This is a genomic window from Oligoflexus sp., assembly GCF_035638955.1.
Classification (GTDB): Bacteria; Bdellovibrionota_B; Oligoflexia; order Oligoflexales; family Oligoflexaceae; genus Oligoflexus.
The window spans coordinates 1-17,063 of record NZ_DASQYZ010000100.1 but is presented as its reverse complement, the minus strand read 5'-3'; the positions used below and the strand labels follow the sequence as shown (position 1 = coordinate 17,063).

The following is a 17,063-nucleotide window of genomic DNA, read 5'->3' as shown; positions in this document are numbered from 1 at the left end:
CGCACAACTCTCTCAACCGCGCTGAAAATTAGCCGAATACTCTTAACAAAGCCGTCATTCACGGGATTTGGCAAGTAAGCGAGAAAGGTGAAGTGGGTTGTTAAAAAGGCAAAAAGCACTGAAAAGGTCCATTTTCTTCATTCTTTCCTGTGTCGGGTTGGTTTTTGGCGGTTTAAGGCCATCCCAAGCATTTGCCCTGGAACCCATGGATTTTTCTGAGTCTTTTAAGGTGGATGATCATATTAAACTTGAAGGGCCTTGGGAATTCTATTGGCAGGAGCTGTTGGTGCCTGGAGACCGTACTACGAGTACTCCTGTCCCTATGAAAGCTGGCACCTATTGGAACTCATTGAACCAGCCTGGCTCTGCGGGTCAATATCCAGCCTTTGGTTTTGGCACCTACCGTCTTCGCTTCAAGGGATTGTCACCTCGGAAGGACGGATATGAGCTATTTATCCGTAGCACCTCCTCTGCCTATAGAGCCTATATCTTCATGGAAGGGTATCCGGAACGAGCCACCATCATAGAGAATGGCCATGTCGGTGACGAAGCCACAACAGAGCCGTTTCGTTTTCCGCAAGGGGTGCAGTTTGCTCCGGGGAACAAAGAGGAGGTTTGGGTCGCTCTGATTCAGATTGCCAACTTCCATGATTCCAAAGGCGGCCTATGGCATGTCCCCAGTCTAGCTCCCGGCTCCACGCTCTCGAAGCAATATCAAACCGAATTGCTTCTGAACCAGATTTCGGCCGGCATGATCTTTATCATCGGCGTCTATAACTTTATGATCTATCTCAGGCGGCGCCAGGACACAGCAAGCCTTATGTTAGGTTGCTGGAGCTTTTTGGTGGCTATCCGGACCTTTGTCACCAGCGATCTCACATCGCTCTATTTTCCGGAGTTGGGATCTCTCGCCTACTTCATCAAATACAAGGTCGAGTACCTTACTATGCTGGCCTGTACTTTGAGTGGCATAGCGTTTTTCTACTTCAATTTTGGAGCCTACCTTTCCCAGAAGCTTTTCAAAGTATTGACCGCTGTCTTTCTCGGCAGCATGGTCCTGGTCGCAATTCTCCCTCTCCATTTTTACACGCAGTTGCAACGTCCTTTTCATGTCATGCTTATCAGCAGTCTTATTTATGTCCTCGTGCTCATACTTCAGGCATGGCGGCACCGGGCTGAAATGGTTGTCTATGCATTCCTTGGTGCGTTCATCCTTACGCTCAGCTTCGTCTACGATATACTCGTCACCTATCGTGTCATGCCCTTTCCCTACACAATGAATTTAGCGATGGTCGTCTTTATCTTCTTGCAGAGCCAGATGGTTGCCCACCGCTTCGCCAAAGCTTTTCGTACTGCTGAGCATTTGCAGAAAGAGCTGCAAAGGGAAGTTGAACGCCAAACGGAAGAAATACGTTCGATCATGGAACATGTCCCGCAAGGGATCTTCATCCTTCTGCCTGATTTAAGCATTCAGGGCCAATATGCAAGGCAATTGGAACATATCCTGGGATATTCCGAGCTGCAAGGACGTGCAGCCCTTCCATTGATCTACAATGGGACAACGCTTAGCGCCGAACAGAAGGCCCTCATAGAGAGTACGCTCGTGGCTTCCTTTGGTGGATCAGATATTTTCTGGTCAATGAATGACCATCTATTGCCAAAGGAGCTTTATCGCAAGGATAAAAATGGTCAAACTCAGATCATCGAGGCCGAATGGTATCCTATTGTCAATAAAGATGGTTGCATTGCGCGTGTGTTGGTAACCCTACGGAATGTCACCCAGGTGCGCCGGTTGCAAGAAGAGAGTGCACAGCATCAAGCGGAAATGAGTATGCTGATCGAACTGGCGCAAGTTGAACCGGACGTTTTAGGGCGTTTTGCCGAGCAGAGTCGAAGACTGCTCCTGAGAGCTCGCGAACTGCTGATGGATTCAGGATTGCAGCCTCATGATCGATCGCACGCAATTTTTATCCTTCTACATACCTGGAAGGGCAATGCGAGGTCGCTGTCTTTGCGCCTCCTGACGTCAGCTATCCACGATGCTGAACAGCTCTATGTCGCTCAATTCAAGGATTCCGGCGAGGCATGCAACGTGGAGAATTGTCTCAATCAACTCAGTCAGCTCGAAGAAATTCTCGACCGCTACCTTAGGTTAGGTCGGGACAAATTCTATCCGCACAGGAGTAAAAACTCCATTCCGGTTCAGAGAGGGGATCTTGTCAAAATCGAAGATCTTCTTAAGCATCCCACCACCATGGATATCAACGAGCGCCTCAGGCGTATGACGCGTCACCTGCAGGATTTTGTGGGCACCCATCTCTATCGCAGTCTTTCCAGTGTCCTTACAGAATTGAAAGAGGAAGCCGCCTCCCTGGCCAGGGAACTTGGCAAGCCTCAACCGGACCTGCATGTGGACGTTCCACCAGTCTGGTTGATGCAACAAGCTGAAGAAAACCTTCGCCATGCTTTTCTCCATATGATTCGAAATAGTATGGATCACGGGATAGAAGATACAGTAACGCGCGTCAAGCTTGGCAAGAGTCCTGCGGGATCAATTCGAATATATGCAACCAGCAAAGGTCCCGATTTGGAGATTAGTTATGAGGACGATGGAAAGGGCTTGGATCTGCAGCGGATCGACCAGCGCGCCAAGGCCGCGAACATCATAAGAGCCGAAACTAGCCCACCCGTGGCGGACCTGGTCGAAATCATTTTTCACCCGGGATTTTCGACGGCGGAGCAGGTCAGCGAAATTTCAGGCCGTGGAATTGGTATGTCGGCTATCCGTTGCTTCGTCACTGATTTAGGCGGGACAATGACCATAGAAATAAATCAACGGAAACTCAAAGCTTTGGAAAGTGTTCCGTTCCGCATCGTCATCCTCGTCCCTCACCGAAACTGCACGCTTTGGACTCAAGAGCTTGCTGCTTGAGCTAAAATCCTTCAGGGCTGCAGGGGCTTCCTACGAGTGGGGTTTTTGAGCGGAGACGAAGAAAGAGCGCCGTTCCCTGATAATAAGGGAGCGGCGCCTTCCCATTTAAACCTTAGGGATTAAGCTGGGAGGTTGGAATCTTCTGCCGAGGCAGCTTGCCATTGACGCTCTGCCATTCAATTTGGATCCCGCCAGCGGTATAGCCGTGACGCTCGAAAATGATGGGATAGGTCTGGCCTGCCTGCAGGGAAACGGTCACCCGCAGCGGTTGGTCCTCGTTGTAGCGGAAGCGATTGTATACTTCCTTGCCAGCAACCAGAATTTTGCCAAAGCCACCGCCTCGGTCATTTAATAGGAACGAATAGTCACCCGTGACTGGCGCAAGAATCGTTCCTGTTCCGCGGGACGAGAAGGCACCATTGATATCAACGCCAGCGGACTTCGCCCAGGCCGAGAAATATCCATTTCCATCCTCACGTCCTGGGAAATTGACAATGGGCTCGACACGCGTTGCCACATTTTTGCTACTGAGGAGAGACGCCGACTTGCCATTCCATTCATCGCCGGTACCAGCGTACCAATCAATGGTCAGACCTTTCCCTTCGCCTGCAGCATAGGTCGCGGTCAATGGCTCCAGACCGCAGCCGGCCAGCTCGTTGAGCTTGTTGTAGAGGTTGAACAGGAACGACGCCCTCTGGCCATCGAAGGCGGATGCGCTGGTCACCCACGACCTCAGACTGTTGAAGCCATTGGGTGCACAAAGGTGGATGTCAATATCGTAGTGCTTGTCGAGACTGGCCAGGCCACTCTTTTCAATCTGCTCTTTCATGAGGAGCATCCACATCGCTGTCCAGTTGACTTCAAGTTTGCGGTAAAGCTGTCTGGCCTCGACAGTGGCATAGAGCCTCGGCAGATCTTCATCACCGACGTCTTTCCATCCGGTTTTAGACAGGGCAATGTTGTTCGCTTCCACCTTGGAAGAATCCTTGTTTCTGTCGTATCCCGTCGTAGCGGTCTTGCCGATCAAATAAAAGCGGTGCAGCGGATAACCGCCCCCGGATGCAGCATCCCGTCCCACGGAACCAAAGAAATACTCAGTTCCCGTGCCACTGGAGACGCTGCTATCGCCATTAAAGCCGAAGTACCACCAGGGCTGTACGATCTGATTCTTTTGATCCTGCACACCCGCATTGGTGAATGGCCGCTCCGCTGTTTCGCCGAAACTTTGCCGAACGAAGGCAGGCATCTGGTCAGCACGGGTCCACACAGTATTGGTCTTGTCAAAAGCAAAATCAGCGACAAAGAAAGCGGCATTGGGCTGGCTTTGGTCCGGCCCGCTCAGGGCCAGAATGGGATTTTCATGTTTTGCGGGGTCGAACAATCCCAGTTGCTGGCGCCGCAGAAGGTGCTGCGTGATCTGCAAAGCTTTGAACTTGGTGGTACCGAGGCTTCCTGCTGGACCCTGATTGGATTCACCAGGGTTCTTCCAGGCAACCGTCATCGAGTCCACCGCTTTAAGGACTTCACGGAGGTTGCTGTCGCTGGGGTCAGCCCGGTAACGATCATTGATCGCAAACCACTGGGCTTCGGACCCGGGTTTGGGCACCCGAGGCAGATCAGAAATCCAATCGTTGGCTGTGCAGTGTTCCTCACCGCGGAAGCAGTCTTCCGAAATGCGGGGGAGCGGGATGCCGATTTTCAAAGTCAAAGGCCGGCTGGCCTTCAACTCAGCCTTGGCTTTGAGGGCCTGGTCAACTGTGGTTATTTGGGTATCGAGCAGTGTCGGTGCAACACTGCGGAGCGAGTTGGCTGCAAAAGCCAGATCCCGCTCCGCTTTGGTCGCTCCCGCAAACGCCTCGCCCTGGGGCTGAAGGGGACGATCGTTCAGAACACTTTTCAGGGATGTGATCTTATTTTTCTGTCGCAATGCAGCGAAATATTCGACGAGCGCTTCCCTGTCGACGTCATTCACGCCATCGATGTGAGCGCGGCGACGGACATCATCGTCGGAAATATCATAGAGGGCCAGCTCAATGCCGTCCGACGAATGGCAGTTGGCACAGGCGCCTTTATCAATGCCGTTGAGGTCTTTGCGCTGCTTACGCCAGATGGCTAGACCGGCGGCTATTTTTTTATCCATTTCGGCTTCGCTGAAGGTGCCTATGGCAGCCTTGTCGCCATTTTCACCGGTTGGCAGATCTCGAGTACCATCTCGAGTATTTTCACTCAGGCTGGTGCCTTCAGGCCTTGAAGCTTCACTCTTTTTCCCGCAGCCGCTTCCGAAAGCGGCAAGAAGAAGAGGAAGGATGGTTGCTTTTCTGAGCATTTTTTTCTCCTGTGAATGATTCGAATCAAAGCGTTCAAAACCGACTTATGCTTTCGAGTAAGATCTTTCATGTGAAATCAAATACTCTCCATCCACTTATGATTCAAAGCTGGTTAAACTGCATCAACAGGATTGCTTATTGCGATAGAACTGGAACATCGTTTTTGCACAGTGAGTATTGAACAGTTCCACAAAGAAAAATTCGAGTGATCGAAGCAGGCGAATTTTCAGAAGTGTGTCTCCATTCGTTTTGGACTTAAGTTCACATGGGCCCTGCTGCAGCATTAAAATAGCCGGGAAGTCCAAGGATAGTTACATCATGATTATCTGGCCATCTTTTTAGTGTTGTCCGGCGTGAGCCGAAGTTAGGCGCAAGCCAGAGATGGCTGAAAAATGGAGTTTTGACACCATACAGGGTTAGTCATTCGCCGAGTATCTTCAAATTGTTCAATGAGTACAAGATGTTTAAGGGGTAGTCTCGAATGGCATTTGCTGTGATGAGAATCAATGGGGGCAATGAATTTCAGCAACATATGATATTTGTTATCGTCGACCGCTGGCTTATCTTTTGCTCTATGTCTTCTCAACATTCATTTTTTGAGGGATATCATGAAAAGTCTCCTTAGCCTAAGTCTCATGCTTGGAGCGTTGTTCACGAACGCTTGCGATTCCAAAACGTCATCATCGACTCAATCACAACAAGAAGAACCGACCGTTGTCAAGGGATCTTCGGAAGATCGATATACGAAAAATAAGGCCAAAGACCGTGATGTCAAAGCCGATAGAGACTCAGCTGTAGAAGATGATGCCGACTTCGAAGATCTCGTCAATGGAGCCGACGGTGTAGGCGCCAACGGGGCCAATGGGGCCAATGGAAGCAATGGGGCCAATGGAGCCAATGGAGCCAATGGAGCCAATGGAGCCAATGGGGCCAACGGAGGATCGGCTATAATTACCGATGGTGAAGATGGAAAATCAATCATTTTCGTCGGCAATGGTGGATCGGTTACCATCGGGAATGAAACTATCGCTGCACCCGCTAACGGTTGCATTGCGATTGTTGACGGCAAGAAGAGTGTGGGGAAATCGCAAGCGGAATGCGACAAGTTGCAGAAGGATTTGGGCTTAACAGATTTGCTTGACGATTTGAATCTGTAAGCGGCCATATTCGCCATTTCTTGTCCCTCTCCCTATTGATCTCGATTGAACATATTTTGCCCAGGTCCGTTGTCTGGGCTACATCCTCTTAATCTTGACCCGCGGGCCTCCGACAACTTAGGCCGATGTCTTGAGTCCCTTCATTGTAAGGAGAACGCTCAGTTGAGCGCCTTGGCCCCTGGGCGCGGGCTCCATATGAACCTCACCGTTCCACTCATGACAAATCCCATTGATCGCGGATAGCCCAACGCCTCTGCCGCTCGTTCGACTTACTTTCTCAGCTGTCGTAAATCCGTCGATAAACACTACGTCTGCAATGGATCGCCCGGGATCTGGTTTGAATCCACGAGACGCAGCCAAGGCGGCTAATTTTTCAAGGTCCAAACCGATTCCATTATCCCGAACCGTCAGCTGCAAACCATTGTTCCCGTAAGTGGCTTCAATATGAAAAATTGGACTCTGGACTGGTTGCCCTCTTTGTTTCGGCAGAACAAAACCATGGTCCACGGCGTTGCTCAAAGCATGAACTAAAATTTGCTCGACGGATTGGAGCAGTTGTTGTGGCCAACTCATGACCATGTCGACTATTTGCAAGCCACTCAATGCCATTCCTGCAGCACTAAGCTGATCTTTTAAACTCGGTAGAATACCCTCTACCACTTCGATGAGACTGCGTTCTGTCGCTTTCAAGTTCAGGTTTTTACGACTGAAAATATTTGAAATGATATGATTGTATTCTGCGATCAAATCCTGAAACGGTTCAAAAATGGCTTCGTCTAAATTTAGACCTGTCGTTTCATTTTGTAGATTATCTTCAAGGTCATGAGAGATCGCGCTCAGTTCTCTCAAGCCCAAGGTTCGCGCGATGCCCTTGATAGTATGCAATTCCCGACGAACTAACAGGCGCGTTTCAGCGCATTGCAAAGTCTTGGAAAATAAGCTCTGCAAGGACTTCGATTGCCGTATGAGGTCATCGACCCGGTCCGAATTTATTTGCGCAAGTTCACGGATTCTTTGCCCCTGTCGATCAGTACGGTCTCTTTCTGCTGTAATCTCGGTTTCCAGTTTTCGCGTTTCTGTCACATCTATCAGTCCAATTAATATACTTTGTATACGTTGGTTCTTATCGTAAAGCGGTTTCCAATGTACGGCCATGATTCTGGTCCCAAGCGTATCACTGTAAACGAGTTCTCTGGGAAGGTTCTGCTCGTTGAGAGTCCACTGGAATTCATTTTCCCCCATTGATACCCGAAGTGTCTCGATGACCATGCTTTGGCTCTCTTTGGTCATGGTTGACTTGGAGAGAAGTCGATCCATGGCATCACCGCCTGTCAAGTCGTCGTTGGTATTGAGAAGGATTTTTAGATATTGAGAATATTCACTTTCTATCTTCATTTTGGAATTGACGGTAAGAATGCCCTCTTCGATATTATCCAGAATGCGTTGCATTTTCATGCGACTGATCTTCACTTCGCGAGTTCGGAAGACTGCTGTTGCTAGAGACGCCATAACAAGCAGCATAAGGCCGATGATGGCCAGCATGAAAATCCGCATGCTTTCGGTTTCTTTGAGAATTTGATTCTTCAATTCATTGTCTTTTGATAGTACCTTGTTTTTTTCTTGTTCTATCTGCAGGCCCATGGTGACCATCAACCTCGAAAAATCGGCTTTTCCTTTCTCCTTGGTTATTTCCTTGAACGCGGCATGATGCTTTTCGAGGAAATCCAATGATTTTTTGGTCTCCCCGAGCTCACGGTATATTTGGTAGCTCAATTCATCCAGATCAAGGAAATCACGTCGAAAATCTTTTGGGAATAACTTCCTGGCCAAGTCAATGTAATTTAGAGCGGCCTCATGTTTCTTGGTTAGGAAGAGGATTCTGGCCCGCCTTTTGTGCGTGTCGGCAAGCCAAACGTCGTTTTTGATTTCGGTGAATATTTTACTTGCGATCTCAACGTGATTTAACGCGCTGCGATACTTTTTCAATTTCGTGTGAAAACTTATCAAGCCGGAATGCGAAGCGCCGGTCGAAAAGCGGTCGGAAATTTCCAGACCTATTTTAAGAGCTTGATTTAAATAGACGTCTGCTTTCGCGACGATCTCAAGGTCATCCGAGTCGACCATGAGTTTTCCAAGATTGTAGTAGTTCGTTTGACAGAAGCTTCGCAGACGCACTTTCTTACAAAATGCATTGACTTCAAGGTAAAGACTGAGTGCTCGTTCTTCCTGATCTTCAAATGAAAAAGCTATCGCTAAATTGTTCTTTAATCTCATCTGGCTTAAGATGTTCGATTCAGGGTCTTCTGCCATGAGGCGCGTGGCTTCCAAAAGCAGCTGCAAACTGCGATGTGTTTCGCCTATGTCCCGAAGGTAATAAGCGAAGGTTGCCAAGGCCTCCGCCTCGGCTCGTTTCAGGCCTATTCTCTGTGCTTCTGAAATTATCTCTTCGTGTTCCTTTTTCATCGATATTGAATCAACTGGCTCGGAAGACCCTCTTGATGCAGATTCGATGATGCCTGGCAGGAAATTTCGTAGATCTATAAATTCTTCATACATTCTTTCCCGCTCGGCAATTACTATTGCCTTTTTTATAGTGTTTTTAGCGTCGTGAAGATTCTCCCAATCGTCGCCTAGATTGGAATAGAACCAAAGCGTGCGAACCCAACGTTGGGGATTCTGTTGCATATCAGTGGTTTCGAATTGTTGCTTTGCCCAAGGGATCAATGCCTTGGGGTTGTCCAAGGAAGCCCATTCCTGAGAAAATTTGTTGTTCAAATCTAGTTCTTCCGTGGGCTCTTCTGCAGATAATTGAGTCGTCATAATGCAAAGCAACGAAAGGAGCCAGAATTTCATATATGTTGTCCAATGACCCGTGTTGAGGTGGTAATGTCATCATTTTAGATTGAATACGTATGACAAGACAGAAAAATTTGAACCCGTACCTCGCGCGCGCATCGTGAGTGTGGATAATTAGGCCCTTCGTCGCAAAAATAATCAGTGAAATCGCTTTATTAATTATGATGCTCCGGAATGGGTGGCTGCTCTTTTCTTCGGTGAGGGTCATGATATGGTGTCACTGCGAGGAAAATTTGCGGCTATAAGCAAACGAGGGTGGAGCTCCCTCCACCCTCGTTGACGCCATCTTATAAGAGTTTTAGTCTATCGGCTTGCTGGTCTGGAGGTATGGGACATATCACCACCCAACTTGACGATTTCGGTTCTTTGTTCATTGCCGTTCGCAATAGTGATCTTGTAAGTTCCTTTGAATCCGCGCAGTGAGACCAAGCCGTTCGAGTCAGCCACCAACTCCGTAGTTGGCGTCCACCATTGGTTGAAAACCAGATCGATGAATGGCTTGGCAAATGGTTTCAAGTTCCAGTCGATATCAAATAGAGCAGCCTTCTTCGAAGTTCCATCCCAGAATCCCCACATCAGAAACCCATCACTGTGCTCGTAGCTGAAGGTGGCTGTGAGAATATCCCTGAAATAGTCACTCTGGATCTCATCAGGGGCCAGCGTGGCGTTATCATACTCGGTGATGCGGATTTTGCCGCCGCGGGAAGCGAGGTGATAGTCCTCGTAGTGCTGAAGCATTTCCGCAGGTGGGATCAGGTAACGGAAATGCGCCTGGAAGCCCACTCCGTCTATCTTGGCAGCGGTCCCGCTATTATGGAGGCCATCGGCAAGTTCTCTTACATAGGATTTGTAGACGTCATTTTTCGCGTAAAAGTTGGTTAATTGGGCTTCATTGATGTAGGCCTTGACGTCAGGCGCGATCTCCTTGACTTTTTTGAACGCGTCCACATAGATTTCCCGGCCTGTCGGGTATCCAGGGGAGCCCGCAAATGCATTGGCAATATCCACATTGCCTGTGGGTTCATTGACAACATCCCATTCCTTAATGACCCCTCTGAGACCTGGGTTGTTGAGCATGCTGCTCAGATGGCCATTGATGCGGTCTTTGAGATAGGGCAGGGGCTGATCCCTCATATCCGCAGGCAGATTGTTCCATCCTGGCCAGAGCAGAGTGTGTCCTCTGACTTCGATGCCTTTCTCTGCGAGCCAATTAACTGTTCTGACGTTGTCCGCGTTGGACAGGGGCCACTTTTTTTCCCATTCTGTCCATTTGTGACCGTTTTCAAGAACAACCGCATTAAACCCGTGACCTTTGCCATCGAGGTTCAGTAACTTCGACTCATAAATGTTGTCCTGCTTCCCGTTTCCTGCAATTCGGTCTTCCTGGATTGCCGTGCCGAATGCGAATTCATGGCGCAGCATTTCAATCCGTACCTGAGCATTAGGGATGGGTTGACCGCTGGCGTTTTGCACGGCTACCTGAAGATTGGCTTTGCGTAATCTTTCAATTCGAGCTTGAGCTTCCAGGCGCCAGGGAGCATTGGCTTCCCTGCCCAGATAGTCGTCATGGCTTTGAATCGGCAGTGAGCTCATGGCGTAAGCTTTGCCATAATTGATTGCTGTCACACCTCCGACTTGGAGGGTTTGTCTCGCGACTCCCAGTTCCACCATGAATTTTGCGCTACCAGCGGGCACATCCTCAGTCACCTGCACGGGTATAATGTATTGCTTCCATTCATTGCCTACGACTCTTTGTTCGAATGACCTGAATTTTGTGTACTTGCCTGAATTCAGCATGAACTGAAAATTTCCCAGGCCGATCTGATTTTGGCCAGCTATCGTACGGGCCCAAAAAATGAGAAGAAGGCTATCGCCTGCCTTGACGGCCTTACTTGTTCCGAGATTCAGGCTTGCCCCTGTGGCTCTCTTGGGAACTTCGTTGACGGCAAGCTCAACAGCTTTCGTGAAGGGCTGGTCGGTAACGCTGACAACGGACGCTGTCGATCCTTCCCGGCTGGTCTCGATATTTGTTGTATTCAGGTCGATATTCGAGGAAAAGACCCAGGTCCCTCCAATAATCCCGAACTTTGTCAAGAGCGTTGATTTGAGCTGATTATGATAGCTATCATTCTGAGCATTTTCAGCCGCAGGCGAGTCTGCTTCAAAAGTTGCTAGCTTATCCCCTGCGATGGGGCGTTCAGTTTGACCGTTTGGAAGTCTCCACCCAACAGCAACCCCGCCTTCTCCACCCCCATTTTTATGAAGGACCTGAAAATAATAGCGTGTCCCAGCTTGCAGCTGAACGGGCCTCGATGTCTGTCCAGGGAATTTTTCCCATTCGTCTCTTGATGTCCATTCGCTGGCCGTCAGAAAAGAAATAGGTTGTGGAGACAGGTTATCAGGGTTTTCGTCACTGCTTAAGAAGAATTGCGATTCATTGTCTCCAGTAATAAAGAACGTGTACGGGCCCGACTGAGTGGGTCGAATGTATCCCCGTATTCTGGTTCCATAGCCTTCAAGATTTTTTCTGGGAGCGGCGAGGCTCGTTAAGAACGAACGCGAGGACGGATCGCTTGGAAATTTCTTGTTGGAGAGTAGACTCGGTATCCCATCGCCGGGGATCCCAGCCCATTCTTCCGCAATGACCCCGGATCCAGATGTGCCACCGGAACCAGGAGTCGAAGATAAATCAGTTTTGCCTGATTTTGATCCGCATCCGATTCCGGACCCGATCGCAAAGAAAAGTAGCGTACACATTCCAATCTTTCTCATGCAAAGCACTCCACCAGCTGAAGGATTAGCGACGGCAATCCATCTGAACTGCCTGTCAAAAACATAAGGCAAATTTATTGTCAGCACGTGACTAGCGCTGCGAAATTATGCTGCGTCCCAATTTCTAAACAGAAAACTTGGAAATCAGCATCGTGCACTTCACATTCTGCATAGTGAGTCGTGGCCGGTTCTATTCGTCATATCCGCTCCAAGCAGAGGCCAGCGCAACGCAGGCAATTTAATTCGCATCAAGCGTTTTCTCTCTTAGTTTAGTACGCGGCGGATGCAGTACCCCTGGCAGATGTGCCAAGTGGTTTCTTGGTGATTTTGTATTGAAGATTAACCTGGCTCTCTGCAAGGTAGAAAGATTTTCGTGATCGAATCCGCATCATCTTTTTGCAAAGTTGTTCGGTGTGATCACTGCTGTTTACTTCAGGTGCGCGCCGTTGCATACAGGGTTGGAGCTTCTTTTATTCGCTCCGTCTCGATTTGCCATGAGCAGGAAACAGACCAACTTCACAGATGAGACGACCATATTAAAAAGGGATAGTTAAACTTCCGTGACCTGTACGGGATGATGACATGTGTCGCCGGCGGACTCATTGCGCAGTGTGGAGAGGAACCAGGAATGCAATATCTGTAGAAATATAAATCCACGGTGAGCAGTATTCTAAATATTGGGTTGGTACGAAGGGCCCATACAATTGAGAGGACGCCATCCATGGCTTTGTTGGTGGGGAAAGGATGGTTGAGTGGGGTGTTCCGGTCAAAGTCCCGCCTTGATTTTTTCAAGCTCACCGGCTTTGATAGTCAGCTTGGAGTTTTTCAGGAAAGGCGCATATTCCTTCGTATGTAAGGTTTTTTCGCGATTGTTGTTAAAGATCCGCCAGCAGGAGCTCGGGTGAGATTGGGAGCCGCGCGCAGGAACCTCTCCTTTGGTCAAGAGGTCATTGCATTCCTTTTCCGTTGCTCTTTTTGAAAGCATGATCTTGTCGATGCTGGTGTACCGATCTGCCTTGTACCCAGCGCGTAAGTACAATTCGAATCCAACTTCATCAGCTTCCTGCTCCTTCCAGTTGCGTTCGGCACCGGCTCCATCATCAATTATTTTATCGCGCGGAATAGTCCGAATCTGCCTAATGAGTTCAGATCTTTTTGACTGCAACGCCGCAAGAGGTGCGAAACTTTTTTCCAGGACCAGGCGAATACTTTTCCAGCCCGCTGATTTATCCAGAATAGTGTGATCCTTGGGATTGGCGCCGGTCTCGCTGTCAATGTAGTCCAGCTGGTCAAAAAAATCGCTCTTTTCTTGCTGGGTTGGGCTGGATAGTTTCAGTGTGATCTGAGCCAGATTCACAGCGTATTCGATATCACTATAGGACTCCAAGGTCGTCAAGGTCTTGAAAACCCCGACGTCCTTCTTCAGGATGTCTGCCAGCTCAGGGAAGTACCCTGCTTTTGTTTCGAGTTCTTTGCGCTCATTTGCCGTCAGCTGAGAGTTCAAAGCCTCGATGTTTGAATTCTTCGCGACTTTATCGTGTTCAAGTGTATAGACGTGATTCATGGTGATATGAGCTAATTCATGTGCAAGTATAGCTGCGACATCGGCGTCATGGATTGATTCTCTGAGCGCCTGGGTATTCATTTGAATGATTCCTGTCGTCGTGTCAGCACTCGCATTGAGTTCGGAAGATTCTATGACCCTAAGGCAAAACTTCGAGGAAGCCAGCAAACCTTTGAACGTTGCCGGGTTTGCTGAGGTCAGACTGTCGAGTACGGTTTGAACATATTGAACGTTGGGATCGCTTCCACCCTGCTTTTCGCAGCTTGCAAGAGGTACAGTACGTGCTCTTGAAGTCACGCCGAAGGTGTGATCCAGTTCACTTTTTTCAGCAGGACCGCAGGAGACCCACATGCAGCTTCCCAAAGACGTCAAAACTGTGAAAGCATAAGCGCGGAATTGCATCATCGGCGTTGCTCCATGGCCTCAAGTCAATAGAAGGGACGTTGTCAGTCACCTGTGCAAGCCTTAGTCCTCCTTATGGTGCTCGAAGCGAAGGTTTTTAACCACTCAGGTCATAGGATATTACTCGCCATGAGTGGGGCTCGTTCCGCATCACTAAAAAATCAATGATTGCAATGTATTGCATCCATTTAACCTTTGCGCGAAAGTTCCGCGCTTCGTTCTTTAATTCCCCAAAGCTGAAGAGTCAGTCTGAAATTGACGCTTTTTTGCGGTCATTCCACTCGTAGAAGGTTTGAGATGGTGTCTTGAAGTGATCGATGAGAAGCCAGATCTTGAATTATGTCAGTTTACGAGACGGCGACCGCCCGGAAGTTCAACAACTGGGCCCTGGATTCTCGTGGTCCATCGAAGCGCTCACGCTGTAACTCACGGGTGCATTTTTTTTGCACGCTGCTCCATCCATCTTCAGGACTGGCGCAATAGGGTCAAATTCATCCGCCGAGCGCCTTGCTATGACACGACTAGTCTTGTCTGTTAATTTCTGAAGTGGAGTGATTCATATGGTTCTGAGCGGTAACAAGATGCCAATGTTGAGTTTGGTTCTTCTCCAACTGCTGGGAGCAGGGACATTCGGTTGTCAGTCCAAGGCAACGCAAAATGCGCGGGGGCAAACCCAATCTTTGCCTGAGCAGGTTCAGTCCACTGCGTCGCTCTCTGAGGAGACAGGTGAAGCGTCGCCCATAGGAAGCAACCCCCGGGTTTCACCAATTGAAGCCAATACCCCGGATTCCATTTTAACCTCGCCTCAAGGGCAGGTGTCGGCTGTGGCTCTATCAGGCACAGACGTCATCGTCGAGTGGAAAAAGAGCCGTTCCCCTGTGGATTCATTGATAGTCGAGAGACGTTCCCTGCCGGCAGGTGAGTGGATTCAACTCGCAAGGTTGAGCGGTGATGCCCGGTTGTATCGTGACCAGGGTCTGACTGCGAAGACTCAGTATGAATATCGAGTTTTGTCGAGTACGCAGGATAACATCGTCCTTATTGATACTACGGCGCCCATCAGAACGGATGATCCGGCGAGCCCCTCGGTCTTCCACGTTTCCTCCGCTAATGGATCCGACAAGAATCCAGGGACCGAACAACTCCCGTGGAAAACGCTCCAGTATGCCCATGGAAAGCTTAAGCCCGGGCAGACGCTGTTGGTCGGGACAGGCGAATATAAAAGCACAAACTACGCAGTCCTTGCTATTACCAAGTCCGGTACGCCTGATGCCTGGATTACATACCGGAACTTTCCCGGTCAAAGCCCTAAAATCGTCAGCACGGTACGTAAAAACTGGAGCGGCATTGAAGTTCGTCAAGCCTCTTACATTGTGATTGAGGGTTTTGAGTTGGCAGGCCACAGCAAGGATGTGACTCTGGAAGGCGCTCTCGCGGAAATGAGAAAGCCCACACCTTATGCAAGCTCAAGTGGTATTAGTGTCGAAAGCCGTGATCTATCCAAACCTATTGCGCACCATATTGTCGTGCGAAACAATTATATTCATGACCATCCCCTGAATGGTGTCGCCATGATGGGCGCTGACTATGTGACAGTCGAGGATAATCGAATCCATAACAATGGTCGCTTTTCGTCGTATGGTGGATCCGGGATCTCCGTCCTTGTTCCCCGCGACAGTGACTCTAACACCAGAGATTACAAATTCATTGTCCGTAGAAATGCCAGCTCGAGCAATTCGAACGAAGTGCCTTGCGGTTGCTATAAGTACCGGCAGCCTACTGACGGCAATGGCATTATCCTTGATACTTACAGGGATTACAAAGGTCGTACGCTCGTTGTTAATAATCTTGTCCATAACAATGGCGCTCGCGGTATTCATGTCTTCCATGCCAGCAATGTCGATGTTTTCTTTAACACTTCAGTCCGTAACTCAACGATACCCATAACTGGTGATGGTGAAATTACAGCAATAGAATCCAAAAACGTGCGTGTCCGCGACAACATCATGGTCGCTCGCAGTGACCGTCCCGTTAACAGCACTCGAAATTCGGAGAACGTGGACTTCAGCCATAATATTGTCTATGGCGGTAATGGGTTTGTAGCAACGGGCAACGATAGCAATCGTCTTAATGTCGACCCGTTGTTTGTTGCCGAAGGCACCCACAGTGATTACTTTGCGCTCAAGCCGGAAAGTCCAGCGGTCAACAATGCATCAGGCACAGTTCCCGAGCCGGGCGATGACCTGTTCCGAATGCCTCGCAAGCTCGGCTCGAAAGCTGATGTCGGAGCCATCGAAAGCCACTGAAGGGATATGGGCCGTGAGCATCAAAGCGCCGTTCCCTGATAATAAGGGAGCGGCGCCTTCCCATTTAAACCTTAGGGATTAAGCTGGGAGGTTGGAATCTTCTGCCGAGGCAACTTGCCATTGACGCTCTGCCATTCAATTTGGATCCCGCCAGCGGTATAGCCGTGACGCTCGAAAATGATGGGATAGGTCTGGCCTGCCTGCAGGGAAACGGTCACCCGCAGCGGTTTGTCCTCGTTGTAGCGGAAGCGATTGTAAACTTCCTTGCCAGCAACCAGAATTTTGCCAAAGCCGCCGCCTCGGTCATTTAATAGGAACGAATAGTCACCCGTGACTGGCGCAAGAATCGTTCCTGTTCCGCGGGACGAGAAGGCACCATTGATATCAACGCCAGCGGACTTCGCCCAGGCTGCGAAATATCCATTTCCATCCTCACGTCCTGGGAAATTGACAATGGGCTCGACACGCGTTGCCACTTTTTTGCTACTGAGGAGAGACGCCGACTTGCCATTCCATTCATCGCCGGTACCAGCGTACCAGTCAAGGGTCAGACCTTTCCCTTCGCCTGCAGCATAGGTCGCGGTCAATGGCTCCAGACCGCAGCCGGCCAGCTCGTTGAGCTTGTTGTAGAGGTTGAACAGGAACGACGCCCGCTGGCCATCGAAGGCGGATGCGCTGGTCACCCACGACCTCAGACTGTTGGAGCCATATGGTGCACACAGGTGGATGTCAATATCGTAGTGCTTG

At 49.4% G+C, this 17,063-nt stretch carries 8 protein-coding genes; 3 read left to right on the top strand and 5 right to left on the bottom strand.

Annotated elements, in window-relative coordinates; translation table 11 throughout:
* Nucleotides 1-205 precede the first annotated feature (205 nt).
* Nucleotides 206-2,932, top strand: a complete 2,727-nt coding sequence (locus VE954_RS09640; RefSeq protein WP_324952090.1) for a 7TM diverse intracellular signaling domain-containing protein — start codon at nt 206-208, stop codon at nt 2,930-2,932.
* A gap of 112 nt (nt 2,933-3,044) precedes the next feature.
* Here VE954_RS09640 and VE954_RS09635 read toward each other — a convergent pair whose 3' ends face one another.
* The gene (locus VE954_RS09635; protein ID WP_324952088.1) at nt 3,045-5,258 is read right to left on the bottom strand and encodes a hypothetical protein; all 2,214 of its coding nucleotides are present in this window, start codon (nt 5,256-5,258) and stop codon (nt 3,045-3,047) included.
* 609 nt (nt 5,259-5,867) lie between these two features.
* Between VE954_RS09635 and VE954_RS09630 the strand changes: the two genes are divergently transcribed.
* Nucleotides 5,868-6,416 (top strand): hypothetical protein, encoded by a 549-nt coding sequence (locus VE954_RS09630; RefSeq protein WP_324952086.1) that lies wholly within the window; start codon nt 5,868-5,870, stop codon nt 6,414-6,416.
* Between the two features lie 117 nt (nt 6,417-6,533).
* Here VE954_RS09630 and VE954_RS09625 read toward each other — a convergent pair whose 3' ends face one another.
* The 3 genes from VE954_RS09625 to VE954_RS09615 form a co-directional block, all read right to left on the bottom strand.
* Nucleotides 6,534-9,269 (bottom strand): ATP-binding protein, encoded by a 2,736-nt coding sequence (locus VE954_RS09625; protein WP_324952084.1) that lies wholly within the window; start codon nt 9,267-9,269, stop codon nt 6,534-6,536.
* A 306-nt stretch (nt 9,270-9,575) separates the two neighbouring features.
* Nucleotides 9,576-12,044: an endo-1,4-beta-xylanase gene (locus tag VE954_RS09620; RefSeq protein ID WP_324952082.1), complete on the bottom strand. Its 2,469-nt coding sequence runs from the start codon at nt 12,042-12,044 to the stop codon at nt 9,576-9,578.
* A 766-nt stretch (nt 12,045-12,810) separates the two neighbouring features.
* The gene (locus VE954_RS09615) at nt 12,811-14,013 is read right to left on the bottom strand and encodes a M48 family metalloprotease (protein ID WP_324952080.1); all 1,203 of its coding nucleotides are present in this window, start codon (nt 14,011-14,013) and stop codon (nt 12,811-12,813) included.
* A gap of 557 nt (nt 14,014-14,570) precedes the next feature.
* Between VE954_RS09615 and VE954_RS09610 the strand changes: the two genes are divergently transcribed.
* Complete coding sequence (locus VE954_RS09610; protein ID WP_324952078.1) at nt 14,571-16,316, top strand: right-handed parallel beta-helix repeat-containing protein; 1,746 nt, start codon at nt 14,571-14,573, stop codon at nt 16,314-16,316.
* 71 nt (nt 16,317-16,387) lie between these two features.
* Here the strand turns inward: VE954_RS09610 and VE954_RS09605 are convergent.
* Nucleotides 16,388-17,063: PA14 domain-containing protein (locus tag VE954_RS09605; RefSeq protein WP_324952076.1), on the bottom strand; the 676-nt coding region annotated here is incomplete at its 5' end.

Excerpts from the sequence above, each read along its gene's own strand:
- VE954_RS09640 (WP_324952090.1), top strand. The coding sequence starts at position 206 with ATGGATTTTTCTGAGTCTTTTAAGGTGGATGATCATATTAAACTTGAA.
- VE954_RS09635 (WP_324952088.1), bottom strand. The coding sequence starts at position 5,258 with ATGCTCAGAAAAGCAACCATCCTTCCTCTTCTTCTTGCCGCTTTCGGA.
- VE954_RS09630 (WP_324952086.1), top strand. The coding sequence starts at position 5,868 with ATGAAAAGTCTCCTTAGCCTAAGTCTCATGCTTGGAGCGTTGTTCACG.
- VE954_RS09625 (WP_324952084.1), bottom strand. The coding sequence starts at position 9,269 with ATGAAATTCTGGCTCCTTTCGTTGCTTTGCATTATGACGACTCAATTA.
- VE954_RS09620 (WP_324952082.1), bottom strand. The coding sequence starts at position 12,044 with ATGAGAAAGATTGGAATGTGTACGCTACTTTTCTTTGCGATCGGGTCC.
- VE954_RS09615 (WP_324952080.1), bottom strand. The coding sequence starts at position 14,013 with ATGATGCAATTCCGCGCTTATGCTTTCACAGTTTTGACGTCTTTGGGA.
- VE954_RS09610 (WP_324952078.1), top strand. The coding sequence starts at position 14,571 with ATGGTTCTGAGCGGTAACAAGATGCCAATGTTGAGTTTGGTTCTTCTC.